The following is a 14,798-nucleotide window of genomic DNA, read 5'->3' as shown; positions in this document are numbered from 1 at the left end:
TTGTTGAGATCTCGAAAACCCCAACAGGATAAGCCGAAAGCCTGGAAGTGTGACTGTCCCTCCATCATCACCTGCATCTCAGTGATCCGTTCTCTCAGCGGGTGCACCCTCTTTCATGTCACCTCCTTTGGTTTAGTCTTTTCCAGTCCTGGGAGGCTGGTATCTCAAAAAAAATCAGGCCTTGCGGTTGCGCTTGTCGAAGCGGCGGGCGAGCGCATCGCCCGCGCTTTGCACGAGCTGCACGAGCACGATCAGGACGATCACGACGGCGAGCATCACCTCTGGCATGAAACGCTGGTAGCCGTAGCGGATTCCGAGGTCACCGAGCCCCCCGCCGCCGACGGCGCCGACCATGGCCGAATAGCCGATCAGGCTGACGATCGTCATGGTGAAGCCGAGCGTGATCCCGGGTTTTGCTTCGGCAAGCAGCACCTTGAAGACGATCTGCAGCGGCGTGGCACCCATGGCGCGTGCAGCCTCGATCAGTCCCTTGTCGATTTCCCGGATCGCGGCCTCCACAAGACGCGCGAAAAACGGGATGGTTGCGATCGTCAAAGGCACGATTGCCGCATTGGTGCCGATCGAGGTGCCCGTGACAAGCCGCGTGAAGGGAATGATCGCCACGACCAGGATGATGAAGGGTGTCGAGCGGGCCGCATTGACGATCGCGCCGATCACACGGTTGCTGACCGGTGCCGGAAAAAGCTCGCCCTTGCCGCTGGTGGCCAGGAAAATGCCGATCGGCAGGCCGACGAGCGAACCGAGAAGCCCTGCGATCGCCACCATCTGCAGCGTCTGCAGCAGCGATTTCGAAAGCAGGCTGAAGAGCATATCAGGCGACATAGCCGAGCACCTCCGTCTTGAGGCCGGTTGCGGCATAGAAGCGATCGGCGCGTCCCAACACGGCAGGATCCGCCGGATAGGCGACGACGAGCGAACCATAGGGCTCGCCGGCGATCTCCTCGATGGAGCCGGCCAGAATGTTGACATCGGCGCCGAGTTCGGAGACCAGACGCCCTGTCAGGGGCTGGAAAGCCGTCGAGCCGAAAAAGACAAGCCGCACCAGGATGCGGTCGCCGATCGAGGGCTGCGGCTTCAGCTTTGAGCCGATCCAATCCGGCAGCTTGGTTCCGAGTGCGGCGGAAAGCAGCGAGCGTGTCGTTTCGTGTTTTGCCCCGGTGAAGATATCGAAGGTGCGACCCGCCTCAACGATCCTGCCGCGATCGATCACCGCAACGTCGGAGGCGATCGTCTTCACCACCTCCATTTCGTGGGTGATCAGCAGAACGGTAAGCCCGAACTCGGCATTGATGCGCTTCAGGAGGTCGAGGATCGATTGCGTCGTTTCCGGATCGAGCGCCGAAGTGGCCTCGTCGGAGAGCAACAGCTTCGGCGACGTGGCGAGCGCCCGGGCAATGCCGACGCGTTGCTTCTGGCCGCCCGATAGTTCCGCCGGATAACGGTTGGATTTGTCGCCCAGGCCGACGAGATCGAGGAGCGGCGCCACCTTGTCTCGGATTGCCTTCCCGTCGAGGCCGGCAATTTCCAGCGGCAGCGCCACATTCTCGAAGGCCGTGCGCGAAGACAAAAGGTTGAAATGCTGGAAGATCATGCCGACCTGGCGGCGCAGGTCGCGAAGGCCGGTTTCCGAAAGGCCGCCGACCTCGATGCCGTCGACGACGACGCGGCCGGAGGTTGCCTTTTCCAGCCCATTGACGAGGCGGATCAGGGTCGATTTGCCGGCCCCGGACCGGCCGATAATGCCGGTGATCGCGCCGCGCGCAACCGAGAGGTCGACGCCGTCGAGAGCGAGGAACTGGTTCTGTTCACTGCTGCCGAAGCGCTTGGTCACCGCTTCGAAGGAAACCATCGGCTGGACGGCGGCGTGCGGCACCGCCTCGGCAGACGCCGGAAGGCTGCCCGCCTGCGCTTGCTGCACTGTCTGATTTGTCGGGTTCATTTGAGAGCTCATTTCAGCCGCGCAAGCTGGCGCAGCTCAGGTCACGGAAAAGGATGTGCTGCCGCTCAGCAACACATTCGACGTGTGAAGCGCCGATCTACCATTCTCCAGGGCCCTCTTTCAACGACTGATATGCAAGCCGGCCATGCGGCTGCTTGACGCTTTATGACACTGCGCCGCTGCAAATGCCGAGGAAAGAAATTCCAGATAACTCTCCGCATTGAAAAAATGTATGCCGACGGAAATCCGTCAGGCACGCGCCGTCAGGTCAACCCCAGACATTCAAAGTTAGAGCTTGCCTGCCTTGGCCACGCGGATTGCACCGGAATTGCCATGCGGGAATTCAACCGCCAGATCACGATACCATTTACCGCTTTTCTTGATCGTCCGTTCCTGGGTTTCGTAGTTGACGTGGACAAGGCCGAACCGCATCCGGTAACCTTCCGCCCATTCGAAATTATCCATCAGGCTCCAGGCAAAATAGCCCTTCATCGGATAACCGTCCGCGATGAGATCGGCCACCACCGACAGGTGCTCGACATAATAGTCGAGGCGCGGCTGGTCATCCACCTCGCCGGCCACCGGCTCGATGTTGTAGCAGGCCCCGTTTTCGGTGATGTAGCAATCCGGCAGGTCGTAGCGGCGGTAGAGATCCTCGACAAGCAGTTTCAGGCCCGGCGCATAGACTTCCCAGCCGATATCGGTCTTGACGTCGCTGGCGCGCTTGGCCTCCACCGTCCACGGAAAATCGCCCTTGCGCTCCGGATCATCATGGACCCGCAGCGGCGTGTAGTAGTTCAGTCCCCACCAGTCGAGCTTTTGGCTGATGGTCTTGAGGTCGCCTTCTTCCACGACCGGCATACGGTCGCCGAGCGCTTCCAGAAACTCCTCCGGATACGCGCCCTCGAAGATCGGATCAAAAAAAGCGCCGTTGTGGAACTGGTGGGCGCGTTGGCCCGCCGCGCGATCGGCAGGGCTGTCGGAGCCCGGGATGACGGAATTGGCATTGATGACGATGCCGACCGGGACCTTCGGCGAAACCTGACGGATCGCCTCGACGCCGAGCCCGTGAGCGAGGTTGACGTGATGCATGGCGTGAAGAGCCGCCTGCATATTCTTCTCGCCGGGCGCATGGATGCCCCAGAGGTGACTGAGCCAGACGATGCACCAGGGCTCGTTGAAGGTCGCGACCGCATCCAGACGGTCTCCGAACCGGTCCATGACCACCTTGGCATAGCGCTGGAAGGCATAGGCCGTCGAGCGCGCCGCCCAACCGCCCTCGCCCATCAGCGTGAGCGGCAGATCCCAGTGGTAGAGCGTCGCATAGGTCTTGATGCCGCGCGCCTTGCAGCCGTCGATCAGGCGGTCGTAGAAATCCAGCCCCTTTTCGTTGATCGGCCCGGTCCCCTCCGGAATGATACGCGGCCAGGCGATCGAGAAACGATAAGCCTCGACGCCCATCTCCTTGATGAGATCGAGATCCTGTTCCCAGCGATTGTAGTGGTCGCAGGCGATATCGCCGTTGTGGCCCTGATAGACACGGCCCGGCATGTTGGAAAACGCGTCCCAGATGGAGGGCTTGCGTCCGTCCGCCTTGGTCGATCCTTCGATCTGATATGAGGCGGTTGCCACGCCCCACAGAAAATCGCCGGGGAAGCGGGAGGCGAATTTTTTGGGATTGGGTGTCTTGGGATTGGTCATGGGGGCCGCCGTAGCTTGTTGCGGATCTATCGAACCATCTTCGGCGGCGGTTTAACCAAGCCCGGCGCAGTTGTACAGGGTGCGAAGTGATAATTCTGAAACGTTGCAGGAAGAAGGAGACAACTTCTGACAAAAGCCTCTTTTGACCTGACCAACCGGGCATGAACCCGGCTGGCTTTATCAAAGGATTGATGGATGGCCGATCAGGCCCCAGGCTTCACCCAGGCCCCATTCCTCTTCGAAGAGGCGACGCAGGCTTCGACGAAAGCAACGCCCTTCACGCCGTCGTCGACGGTCGGATAGACGACGCCGCTATCCAGTTTGGCGCCTTTCTTTCTGGCATTGATGGCGCGCGCAGCCTCGGTGTAGATCGTCGCGAAGGCTTCGAGATACCCTTCCGGATGGCCCGAGGGGATGCGGCTGACGCGAGCGGCCGCAGCGCCGGCCCCTGCTCCGGCACGGGTGAGCAGGCGTTTCGGTTCGCCGAAAGGCGTGAACCACAGATAGTTCGGGTCCGCCTGAACCCATTCGATGCCGCCTTTGGTACCGTAAACGCGGATCTTCAGGCCGTTCTCATTTCCCGGCGCCACCTGACTGCACCAGAGCATGCCCTTGGCGCCGCCTTCGAAGCGCAGCAGCACATGGCCGTTGTCGTCAAGCCGGCGGCCTTCGACGAAGGTATCGAGATCGGCGGCAAGGCTTTCGAGCGTCAGCCCGGTGATGAAGCAGGCGAGATTATAGGCATGCGTGCCGATATCACCGGTCGAACCACCGGCACCGGATTGGGCCGGGTCGGTGCGCCAGACCGCCTGTTTGGCGCCGGTCTGCTCGACCGCCTCGGTCAGCCAGTCCTGCGGATATTCCACCTGAACGATGCGGATCTGTCCGAGATCGCCGTTGGCAATCATTTCGCGGGCCTGCCGCACCATCGGGTAGCCGGTGTAGTTGTGGGTGAGGATGAAGAGCGCGTCGCTCTCGTCCGCCACTTTCTTGAGCTTCTTCGCATCGGCAAGGTTCGAGGTCAGCGGCTTGTCGCAGATCACGTGGATACCGCGGCGCAGGAATTCCTTCGCCGCGTCGTAGTGAACGTGGTTCGGCGTGACGATGGAGACGGCTTCGATGCCCGTCTTCAGCTTGGCCTCACGGATCGCCATGTCTTTATAGCTGCCATAAGTGCGCGACGGATCGAGTCCGAGGTCGCGGCCGGACGCAGCGGCCTTTTCCGGCGTCGACGACAGCGCACCCGCGACGAGCTCGAACTGGTCGTCCAGCCTCGCCGCCATGCGGTGCACCGCCCCGATAAAGGCGCCCGCGCCGCCGCCCACCATGCCGAGCCGGATCCGCGGCTCCCGCGCCTGTTCGTCCTTGCCTTCGATTGCCATGAAATATCCTCTCCTGAAACCTACAATTGATGAGAGAGCGACCGCCCCTCATCCGCCCTGCCGGGCACCTTCTCCCCGCCCGCGGGGAGAAGGAAACATGCTGCAACCTCTGCGCTCCCTCCGCCACCAAGGCAGGGCACATACCCTCTCACCGTCAAAACGGGGAGAGGGTTAGGGTGAGGGCAATAGGTCCTAAAGCCCCAGCATCCGCCGGTTGGCGGCGTCGTCGGTGCCGCCGCTGGCGAAATCGTCAAATGCTCTTTCGGTGACGCGGATGATGTGAGCCTTGACGAATTCAGCCCCTTCGCGAGCGCCATCTTCCGGGTGCTTCAGCGCGCATTCCCATTCGACCACCGCCCAGCCGTCGAAATCGTTGGCGGCCATCTTGGAGAAGATCGCACCGAAATCCACCTGCCCGTCGCCCGGGGAACGGAACCGACCGGCCCGGCCGACCCAGCCCTGATAACCGCCATAAACACCCTGGCGGCCGGTCGGATTGAACTCCGCGTCCTTGACGTGGAACATCTTGATCCGATCCTTGTAGATGTCGATGTGATCGAGATAGTCGAGGCACTGCAGCACGTAGTGCGACGGGTCGTAGAGCATGTTGGCGCGTTTGTGGTTCTTCACCTGCGCCAGGAACATCTCGAAGGTGACGCCGTCATGCAGGTCCTCGCCCGGATGGATTTCGTAGCAGACATCGACGCCGCAATCCTCCGCATGATCGAGGATCGGCGTCCAGCGTTTTGCGAGTTCGTCGAAAGCTGTCTCGACGAGCCCCGCCGGGCGCTGCGGCCACGGATAGATGAACGGCCAGGCGAGAGCGCCGGAGAAGGTCGCGTGAGCCTTGATGCCGAGGTTCTTTGACGCCGAGAGGGCCATCTTCACCTGCTCGACCGCCCAGGCCTGCCGCGCCCTCGGATTGCCGCGCACTTCCGGTGCGGCAAAGCCGTCGAAGGCCTCGTCATAGGCCGGATGCACGGCGACCAGCTGGCCCTGGAGATGGGTGGAAAGCTCCGTCACCTCGATGCCGTTCTGGCGCGCGATCCCTGCGAATTCGTCGCAATAATCCTTGGAGGTCGCCGCCTTCTTCAGGTCGATGAGCTGTCCGGCCCAGGTCGGCACCTGCACGCCGATATAACCCTTCTCCGCCGCCCATTTGGTGATCGCATCCCACGAATTGAACGGCGCGGCATCGCCCGCGAACTGACCGAGAAAGAGGGCGGGTCCCTTGATCGTCTTCATGGTTTTACTCCCTGGGTAATGACGGCGAAAATGACAGACATGAAAAAAGGCGCGCTCCGTCGACGGCGCGCGCCTTGGCAATAAATTAGAACGGAGAATCCGGGAAATAGAAGTCCTTGGCGTTCTCCTTCGTCACCAGCGTGGCATCGAGGATATATTCGCCGCTGACCGGAACCTGGTCGTAGAAATGGGCGGCGGTGAGCTGCATGGCGGTTGCCACCATCGACGGCGGATAGAGCACGTCGACCGGGATCATCTTGTCGCCGTCCATGACGCGCTTGACCATGTCCTTGGAGCCGGCGCCGGCAACCACATACTGGATGTCGGTGCGCTTGGCTTGCTGGATGGCTTCGAGCACGCCGACCGCCATGTCGTCGTCCTGACACCAGACCACGTCGATCTTCGGATATTTGGTGAGGTAGTCCTGCATGACGCGGAAGGCGTCGTCGCGGTTCCAGTTACCGTACTGCCGCTCCAGGATCTTGACGCCGGAGCCTGCGATACCCTTGTCGAAACCATCCTGGCGCTGCTGGTCGATCGGGATGGGCAGGCCACGGATGACGACGACTTGGGCGTTCGGCGTGGTCTTCTTGATGTATTCGCCCGCAACCTGGCCAAGCGCCGGGTTGTTGCCGGCGACATAAAGGTCACGAACCGAGTTGTCATTGTTCGACGGCGCACGGTCGACCAGAGCGACGAACTTGCCCGAATCCTTGACCTGCTGGATGGCGTTGACAAGCGGATCGGGATCGGTCGGCAGGATGACGAGGCCGTCGATGCCCTGAACGGCAAGATCCTGCACTGCATTCGCCTGGCTTGCCGGATCGGGCGAGGTCTTGACGATGACGTTCAGACCCTTGTGCTCCTGCATCAGAAGCTTGGCGACGCGTTCGGCATGGAACACGACGCCCGCCGTCCAGCCGTGGTCGGCCGCCGGAATGGAGACGCCGATGGTCACCTTCTTCTCCTCCTGCGCCCAGCCGAGGCTGGGACCGACGGCGACCGAAGCAGCGAGCGCCGCGGCAGCCATCCCGAAAGTTCTTCTACGCATGTTCTCTCTCCCTAGCATCAGGTCTTTTCATTCGTGATCGGACGCGACCCGGAGCCCGACCAATCTCCTCACGTGTTGCGTTTCATTTTCGCATCAGCGACCGCTGCACCAGCATGGCGATGATGATGATCGCTCCCTGGATGGCGCCGATCAGGTATTCGCTGACGAAATTCGAAAGCAGCATGATATTGCCGACGATTTCGAGAATGAAGGCGCCGCAGACCGTGCCCCAGATGCGCCCCACCCCTCCGCGCAGCGCCGTGCCGCCTACGACCACCGCTGTGATCGCCTGCAACTCCCACAGAATGCCGGTTGTGGCAGAGGTGGAGCCCAGGCGCGGGACGTAGAGCAGCACGGCGACTGCGACGCAGAGGCCCTGGATGACGTAAGCCACCGTGCGGACCCTGTTGACGGAAATACCGGAATAACGCGCCACGTCCTCGTTCGACCCGACGGCGACCACATGCCGGCCGTAGCGGGTGCGATAAAGAACGAAGGCACAGATGGCCGCGGTCACGAAAATGATGATGATCGGCACCGGAATGCCGCCCACCGAGCCGAAATAGACCGGCCGGTAGAGCGCCTGCAGCTCGCGGTCGCGCAGCGTGATGGCGCCCCCCTGGGAGAGCCAGGTGGTAAGCCCGCGATAGATGCCCATCGTACCGAGCGTAGCGATAAAGGGTTCGATGCGGCCGATCGTGGTGATCAGCCCGTTCGCAAGCCCACACGCGGCGCCCATCGCGATCGTCAGACCCATGCCCGCAATCAGCAGCAGCGTTGGATCGGCAATCGTTCCTGAATTCAGAAACAGGATCATCAGGCTCGCCACAAAGGCGACCATCGAGCCGACGGACAAATCGAGCCCGCCCGACGAGATCACATAGGTGGCGCCGAGCGCGATGATCGCGATGAAGGCGCTGCGGGTGATGACGTTGAGAATATTGGCGACCGAAACGAAATTCGGGTTGGCGAAATAGCCGAGCACCAGGAGAAGTGCGAGCGCAATGAACGGCGCGATCGCCGCCATGTCCCAGTCCTTGGATGTCTTCGGCGCCTTCGCCGGTTCGGTTGCGACGGAACTCATCAGGCCGCCTCCCCCGTTTTCACGCCCGTCGCAAGCTGGACGATCTCATTCTCGTTCATATGCTCTCCCGTCACCTCGCCGACGATCCGGCCGGACCGCATCACCAGAATGCGGTCGCAAATGCCGATCAGCTCCGGCATTTCGGAGGACACGACGATGATCGAACGCCCTTCCTCAGCCAGCCTGGCGATAAATTTGTAGATCTGTTCCTTGTTGCCGATGTCGATGCCACGCGTCGGCTCGTCGATGATGACGATCGAGGGGTCGAGCATCATCATCTTGGCAAGCAACAGCTTCTGCTGATTGCCGCCGGAAAGCTGACCGGCCAGGATGTCCTTCCGGCCGGTGCGAATGTCGAAATCGCGGATCGCCTGATCGAGCGCCTCGCTCTCCCGCTTCCGGTCGATCTGCAGCGCGCCGACGAACTTGCCGAGCGAAGAGAGCGTCAGGTTGACGCGCAGGTCCTTGCTGAGCAGCAGGCCCTTGCCTTTCCGGTCTTCGGAAAGGTAGGCGATGCCGGCCTTCAGGCTCGTATGGACGTCACGGAAATCGACGGGCCGGCCGTTGAGACGTACGGCGCCACGGCTCGGACGAAGGCCGACCAGACCTTCCATCAGCTCTGTGCGGCCCGCGCCGACCAGCCCGGCGAAGCCGAGGATTTCGCCCTTGCGAAGCTCGAAGGAAGCGTCCTGCGCATAACCGGGGACATTGAGATGAGCGACCTGCAAGACCGCTTCTCGCGCCGCCGCTGCCTGACGATCGGGATAGAGCTTCGCCACGTCGCGGCCGACCATCAGGCGCGCCATGTCGGCCGGCTCAAGCTCGCTTGCCGGATGCGATGCAACCAGACGACCGTCGCGCAAGACGGTTACGCGGTCGGCGATCTCCTTCACCTCCGGCAGGCGGTGCGAGATATAGAGCACCCCAACACCCTTGGCACGGATGTCCTTGATGACCTTCAGGAGCGCTTCGGTCTCGTGAGGCGTCAATGAGGCGGTCGGCTCGTCGAAGATGACGATCCGGTGCGGCACCAACAACACCCGGGCGATCTGCACGATCTGGCGCTGGGCGATCGACAGTCGCGAAACGATCGCATTGGGATCGATATCGCCGCCGAGATCGCGGATGGCGCTTGCCGCGCCTTCGTTCATGGCTCGGTCGTCGATGAAGATGCCCTTGTGCAGTTCACGGCCGAGATAGATGTTCTGTGCGACGGTCAGATCCGGAGCGAGCAGGATTTCCTGATGCACCAGAACGATGCCGCGATTTTCCGCATCCACCGGGCCCGAGAAACTCACCACCTCGCCGTCCATGCGCATTTCGCCGCGAGTCGGCGGCTGGTTGCCCGCAAGGATTTTCATCAAGGTTGATTTGCCGGCGCCGTTTTCGCCGATGATGGCATGCACCTCGCCGGGACGGACAGTGAGGTTGACGTCCTTCAGGACCTCGACAATGCCGAAGGTCTTGGAAAGGCCGACAGCCTCCAGAAGCGGCGCTAACGGACTCGTCTCCGGTTCCGTCATGGATGGACACCCCGCAGGCTGCAACGGCCGATCCCGCAAGGGGTCGCCGCGGAACCGACAGCGCGTATCGAAACAGCGAACTGCACCCTGAATTTCCTCCCGACGACGACGCTAACCGAGTTTCTGAGGTACGTAAAGCAGGATTGTGCGAAAATAGTGGTTTGCCTGGATGGCCTTTACAACCAAGGATGCGGACGCGACTTCCGCCGTTCCGGCAACTACCTCGAATTACTTAGGGAGTTCATCGGCAATTCAACCGGTGAACGAGGGTTTGCGGTGCCTCTCGGTCGCGACGAGGATCAATGGTCGGTGTATGCTTGCGGAAAAATGGTTTTGGGAGCGACCGCGATGACGACTGAGACACTGTTTTCCATGGCGGCACGCCTTGCAGCGGATTTTCGCGCATCGGTCCTCAACCGCCCTCATCGCCCTGGCCGGGACTATGCAGCATCGGTCGAGGCTTTTTCCGAAGATTTGCCGAAGCAGGGAACCGATATGGAAGATGTCTTGGCTTTGCTTGCCGAAAAGGCAGATCCGGGCCTCCACCTGATGGTTGGGCCGCGGTTTTTCGGCTGGGTCATCGGCGGCTCCCATCCGGTGGGCGTCGCCGCGGATTTTCTCACCAGCGCCTGGGGACAGAACGCCGGAAACCACACGGCCTCGCCCTCGGCAGCCGCCGTCGAGACCGTTGCGGCCCGCTGGCTGCTCGACGTTCTGTCGCTTCCGCCGGGATGTTCGGTCGGTTTCGTCACCGGTGCGACGGTTGCCAATTTCACCTGCCTTGCAGCGGCGCGAAGCCAGGTGCTGCGGAACGCCGGCTGGGACGCGGATGCCAGAGGCCTGTTCGGCGCACCTCCGATCACTGTCCTGATCGGGGATGACGCTCATACCACCGTCTTCTCGGCGCTGCAGTTCCTGGGGCTCGGACATGATCGCGTGGTCCGGATAGCGACAGACGACCAGGGCAGGATCGACAATGTCGCCTTCGCCGGGTCGATTGCCGAAGTGAACGGCCCGGCCATCGTCATCCTGCAAGCCGGACAGATCAATACGGGCGCCTTTGACGATTTCGCCTCGCTCATCCCGCTGGCAAAGAGCAAGAACGCCTGGGTCCACCTAGACGGAGCCTTCGGCCTTTGGGCGCAGGCCTCTCCCAAAACCCGTCACCTCGCCGTTGGCTTGGATCAAGCCGACAGCTGGGCGACCGACGGGCATAAATGGCTGCAGACCCCCTATGACAGCGGCTATGCGATCGTCAGGGACGAAACCGCCCACCGCCGCGCCATGACGATCGCCGCCAGTTATCTGCCGCTCGCCAGCAACGACGAGCGCGATCCCTCCCATTATGTGCCTGAGCTTTCGAGACGTGCCCGGGGGTTTCCCACCTGGGCGATGATGAAGCATCTCGGTCGCGACGGAATCACTGGACTTGTCGACAACGCCTGCGATGCAGCGGTCCTGCTGGCGGAAAGGCTCGCGGCTGAACCTGGAATAGCCGTCGTGAACGAAGTGGTCCTCAATCAGATCGTCCTGCGTTTCGGCAGCGACCTGCCACCGGAACAGGGCGATCAACTGACGAAAAATACGATTTTAAGGCTGCAGCAAGAAGGATCGATGTTTGCCGGCGGCGCGAGCTGGCGGGGCAGGCAGGTGATGCGCCTTTCGGTCATCAACTACCAGACGACGACCGATGTGGCGGCGGATGTGGCCGAAACGATCGTCGAAGCCTATCGCGCTGTCAGATTCGGCCATGCTTCGGTCTGAAACACCGACGGAGGGCTGTTCTAGCCCTCCGTCGGAGCCCAGGCTCCTGAAAACCTGGGCGTTCTCCGAGAAAGAGGCGGACCGTCAAACGTAGCGGTTGACGACGTTTTCCAGATATTCCTGGCGGCCGGACTTCGGCTCGGGGTTGATGTTGTTCTTTTCGACCCACGCGGCGATATCGTCCAGCTTGTATTCGCCGCGCAGCATCTTCTGGTATTCCGGGCTGTCCCATTTCTCGTAGCGGGCATCCAGCGGCTTCTTGAGCGCGCCGTCGTCCAGCATCTTTGCCGCCGCCTTGATGCCGCGGGCGCAGCAATCCATGCCGCCGATATGGCCGATCAGGAGGTCCTGCGGGTCAAGAGACTGGCGGCGGAGTTTGGAGTCGAAATTGGTGCCGCCGTTCTGGAAGCCGCCGCCGGAGAGGATGTGGTAATAGGCGAGCGCCATTTCCGGCACGTTGTTCGGGAACTGGTCGGTATCCCAGCCGGATTGGTAGTCGTTGCGGTTCATATCGATCGAACCGAAGATGTCGAACGTATTCGCCATGGCGATCTCGTGTTCGAAGGAATGTCCGGCAAGGATGGCATGGCCCTGCTCGATATTGACCTTCACTTCCTTCTCGAGCCCGTTCTTCTGCAGGAAGGCATAAACGGTCGAAACGTCGTAGTCGTACTGATGTTTGGTCGGTTCCTGCGGCTTCGGCTCGATCAGGATCGTGCCTTCGAAGCCGATCTTGTACTTGTACTCGACCACGAGATTGAGAAAGCGGCCCATCTGGTCGAGCTCGCGGGTGAAATCCGTATTGAGAATGGTCTCGTAACCCTCGCGACCACCCCAAAGCACGTAATTGGCGCCGCCAAGGCGCTTGGTGGCATCGAGGCAGGTCTTCACGGTCGCGGCAGAAAAGGCGAAGACATCCGGATCCGGGTTGGTCGCGGCACCGGCCATATAGCGGCGGTTGGAGAAGAGGTTCGCCGTGCCCCAGAGAAGCTTCACGCCGGTCTCGGCCTGTTTCTTCTCGAAATAGTCGACGATCTCGTTGAGGTTCCGGGTGTTTTCGGCAAAGTTGTTGCCTTCCGGGCGCACGTCCGCGTCGTGGAAGCAGTAGAACGGCGCGCCGAGCAGTTGGAAGAACTCGAATGCGACGTCGGCTTTCAGCTTCGCCGCCTGCATGGTGTCCTCGAACCAGGGGCGCAGGAAGGTCTGGCCTCCAAAGGGGTCGCCGCCCGGCCAGGTGAAGGTATGCCAGTAGGCGACCGCAAAGCGCAGATGGTCTTCCATGCGCTTGCCGCCGACGATCTCATCAGGATTGTAGTGACGGAAGGCGAGCGGATTGGTGCTCTCCGGCCCCTCGTATTTGATCTTCTGGATGTCTCCGAAAAAGCCTGTGCTCATGGTTGTTTCTCCTTGGGTATTCAAATTGTCCGGTTGGTTCATGAAGCGCCCCCTCATCCGACCCTTCGGGCCACCTTCTCCCCAAGGGTAGAGGGGGACTGAAGCACCGCCGCGATCCTTCTCCCCTTGGGGAGAACGTGCCGGCAGGCGGATGAGGGGGCGCCTCGGTTTAATGCGCCAAGACCCGCACCGCCGGGTAGGCAGCTCGGTAGCGGGCGTAGGCGGTTTCGTAGGCCCCGCTCAGCGAAGCGACCGGCTCGATCGTCTCGTCGGTCTTCGGCGCCGAGCAGACGGTAAGCGGATCAGCACCCGTCGCCGCGATCAGGCCAAGGCGAGCGGCACCGAAAGCTGCGCCGAAATCACCGTCCGCAGGGATATCGACCGGCACGCCGAGCGACGTTGCGATCGAAGCGAGCCAGTAGCGCGAGCGCGAACCGCCGCCGATCGCAGTCACCCGGGAAATCGAGGTGCCTGCAGATTTCAGCGCCTCGAGATTGTCGCGGATAGCAAAGGTCACGCCCTCCAGCACCGCCTGCGTCAGCGCCGCACGGTCGCTTTCGTGCCCGAGGCCGATGAACGAGCCGCGGATCACCGCGTCATTGTGCGGCGTGCGTTCCCCGGAGAGATAGGGCAGGAAGGTGACGCCGGTCGGCGCCTTCAGCCTGTCGCCAAGTTCCTGGGTCAATTCGGCGGCGGACCGGCCGGCAATGTGCGAATACCAGTTGAGCGCGTCGGTTGCCGACAGGATGACCCCCATCTGGTGCCAGGTCTTCGGCAGCGCATGGCAGAAGGCATGCACGGCACTTTCGGGCTTCGGCAGATAAGAGCCATTGGCAGCAAAGAGCACGCCCGATGTACCGAGCGAAACAAAGGCATTGCCCTCTGCAACCGTGCCCATTCCGCAGGCGGAGGCGGCGTTGTCCCCTGCCCCGCCGGCGACCACGACACCGCCGGAAATACCCCAGGCAGCCGCCAGTTCGCCGCGCAGCTTGCCGGCCTGGTCCGTGCCTTCGACGAGCGATGGCATCTGGCTTTCGGAAAGGCCGGTTGCCGCAAGCAATTCGGACGACCATCTGCGCGCGCCCGTATCGAGCCAGGAGGTTCCGGCCGAATCCGACATTTCCGAAATATGTTCGCCGGTCAGCCAGAGACGCAGATAATCCTTCGGCAGCAGCACCTTGGCCACTCTGGCGAAGATTTCCGGCTCGTTGTTCTTCACCCAGACGAGTTTCGGTGCGGTGAAGCCGGGGAAAACGATATTGCCGGTCAGCTTGCGGAAAATCGGATTGGCGTCGAGCGCTGCGGCTTCTTCATAGGAGCGCGTGTCGTTCCAGAGGATGCAGGGACGCAGCACCTTGTCCTCGGCATCGAGCAGTGTCGCGCCATGCATCTGACCGGACAGGCCGATGCCCTTCACCGCGGCCAGTTCCTTCGGGAACTTCGCCTTGAGGCCCGCGACCGCCTCCTCCGTCGCGCGGATCCACTGGGCCGGCTCCTGCTCCGACCAGCCGGAATGCGGACGCGAGACGTCGAGCGAACCGGTCGCCGAGCCGATGATCTTCTGATCGCCGTCGATCAGCATCGCCTTGACGCCGGAGGTGCCGAGATCGAGTCCCAGATACATGGTGTTTCTCCTTTTTCCGCCGACTTTTCTCCGGCGGTTTGTTTGTTTTAGGCGCACCCGCAGCCGCCT

Annotated in this window: 11 protein-coding genes; 1 reads left to right on the top strand and 10 read right to left on the bottom strand. The window is 61.8% G+C overall.

Going from position 1 to position 14,798, the window contains the following annotated elements; translation table 11 throughout:
- Positions 1 to 174: 174 nt before the first annotated feature.
- The 8 genes from C5L12_RS08405 to C5L12_RS08370 form a co-directional block, all read right to left on the bottom strand.
- Complete coding sequence (locus tag C5L12_RS08405) at positions 175 to 843, bottom strand: methionine ABC transporter permease (protein ID WP_105371565.1); 669 nt, start codon at positions 841 to 843, stop codon at positions 175 to 177.
- Positions 833 to 1,870 (bottom strand): methionine ABC transporter ATP-binding protein, encoded by a 1,038-nt coding sequence (locus C5L12_RS08400; protein WP_105371600.1) that lies wholly within the window; start codon positions 1,868 to 1,870, stop codon positions 833 to 835. Before C5L12_RS08400 ends, C5L12_RS08405 begins: the two co-directional genes overlap by 11 nt.
- 378 nt (positions 1,871 to 2,248) lie before the next feature.
- Positions 2,249 to 3,661, bottom strand: a complete 1,413-nt coding sequence (locus tag C5L12_RS08395) for a GH1 family beta-glucosidase (RefSeq protein WP_105371564.1) — start codon at positions 3,659 to 3,661, stop codon at positions 2,249 to 2,251.
- Positions 3,662 to 3,864: 203 nt separating this feature from the next.
- Positions 3,865 to 5,043 carry a Gfo/Idh/MocA family protein gene (locus C5L12_RS08390; protein WP_105371563.1) on the bottom strand — a complete coding sequence of 393 codons (1,179 nt, stop codon included), beginning with the start codon at positions 5,041 to 5,043 and terminating at the stop codon, positions 3,865 to 3,867.
- 192 nt (positions 5,044 to 5,235) lie between these two features.
- Positions 5,236 to 6,288, bottom strand: coding sequence for a sugar phosphate isomerase/epimerase family protein (locus tag C5L12_RS08385; protein WP_105371562.1), 1,053 nt, complete (start codon positions 6,286 to 6,288; stop codon positions 5,236 to 5,238).
- An 85-nt stretch (positions 6,289 to 6,373) separates the two neighbouring features.
- Positions 6,374 to 7,339 (bottom strand): substrate-binding domain-containing protein, encoded by a 966-nt coding sequence (locus C5L12_RS08380; protein WP_105371561.1) that lies wholly within the window; start codon positions 7,337 to 7,339, stop codon positions 6,374 to 6,376.
- An 82-nt stretch (positions 7,340 to 7,421) separates the two neighbouring features.
- Complete coding sequence (locus C5L12_RS08375; RefSeq protein ID WP_105371560.1) at positions 7,422 to 8,423, bottom strand: ABC transporter permease; 1,002 nt, start codon at positions 8,421 to 8,423, stop codon at positions 7,422 to 7,424.
- Positions 8,423 to 9,946, bottom strand: a complete 1,524-nt coding sequence (locus C5L12_RS08370; protein WP_105371559.1) for a sugar ABC transporter ATP-binding protein — start codon at positions 9,944 to 9,946, stop codon at positions 8,423 to 8,425. Before C5L12_RS08370 ends, C5L12_RS08375 begins: the two co-directional genes overlap by 1 nt.
- 348 nt (positions 9,947 to 10,294) lie before the next feature.
- Between C5L12_RS08370 and C5L12_RS08365 the strand changes: the two genes are divergently transcribed.
- A complete protein-coding gene (locus C5L12_RS08365) occupies positions 10,295 to 11,710 on the top strand; it encodes a pyridoxal phosphate-dependent decarboxylase family protein (protein ID WP_105371599.1) in 1,416 nt (471 codons plus the stop codon).
- A gap of 84 nt (positions 11,711 to 11,794) precedes the next feature.
- Here C5L12_RS08365 and xylA read toward each other — a convergent pair whose 3' ends face one another.
- Complete coding sequence (xylA, locus tag C5L12_RS08360; protein WP_105371558.1) at positions 11,795 to 13,105, bottom strand: xylose isomerase; 1,311 nt, start codon at positions 13,103 to 13,105, stop codon at positions 11,795 to 11,797.
- A gap of 169 nt (positions 13,106 to 13,274) precedes the next feature.
- A complete protein-coding gene (gene xylB, locus C5L12_RS08355; RefSeq protein ID WP_105371557.1) occupies positions 13,275 to 14,729 on the bottom strand; it encodes a xylulokinase in 1,455 nt (484 codons plus the stop codon).
- Positions 14,730 to 14,798 lie beyond the last annotated feature (69 nt).

It is taken from the genome of Neorhizobium huautlense (assembly GCF_002968575.1).
In the GTDB taxonomy this organism is placed as follows: domain Bacteria; phylum Pseudomonadota; class Alphaproteobacteria; order Rhizobiales; family Rhizobiaceae; genus Neorhizobium; species Neorhizobium huautlense.
This window is presented reverse-complemented; position numbering and strand designations above follow the sequence as displayed.

Coding starts and splice junctions, on each gene's coding strand:
- C5L12_RS08405 (WP_105371565.1), bottom strand. CDS start 843: ATGTCGCCTGATATGCTCTTCAGCCTGCTTTCGAAATCGCTGCTGCAG.
- C5L12_RS08400 (WP_105371600.1), bottom strand. CDS start 1,870: ATGGTTTCCTTCGAAGCGGTGACCAAGCGCTTCGGCAGCAGTGAACAG.
- C5L12_RS08395 (WP_105371564.1), bottom strand. CDS start 3,661: ATGACCAATCCCAAGACACCCAATCCCAAAAAATTCGCCTCCCGCTTC.
- C5L12_RS08390 (WP_105371563.1), bottom strand. CDS start 5,043: ATGGCAATCGAAGGCAAGGACGAACAGGCGCGGGAGCCGCGGATCCGG.
- C5L12_RS08385 (WP_105371562.1), bottom strand. CDS start 6,288: ATGAAGACGATCAAGGGACCCGCCCTCTTTCTCGGTCAGTTCGCGGGC.
- C5L12_RS08380 (WP_105371561.1), bottom strand. CDS start 7,339: ATGCGTAGAAGAACTTTCGGGATGGCTGCCGCGGCGCTCGCTGCTTCG.
- C5L12_RS08375 (WP_105371560.1), bottom strand. CDS start 8,423: ATGAGTTCCGTCGCAACCGAACCGGCGAAGGCGCCGAAGACATCCAAG.
- C5L12_RS08370 (WP_105371559.1), bottom strand. CDS start 9,946: ATGACGGAACCGGAGACGAGTCCGTTAGCGCCGCTTCTGGAGGCTGTC.
- C5L12_RS08365 (WP_105371599.1), top strand. CDS start 10,295: ATGACGACTGAGACACTGTTTTCCATGGCGGCACGCCTTGCAGCGGAT.
- xylA (WP_105371558.1), bottom strand. CDS start 13,105: ATGAGCACAGGCTTTTTCGGAGACATCCAGAAGATCAAATACGAGGGG.
- xylB (WP_105371557.1), bottom strand. CDS start 14,729: ATGTATCTGGGACTCGATCTCGGCACCTCCGGCGTCAAGGCGATGCTG.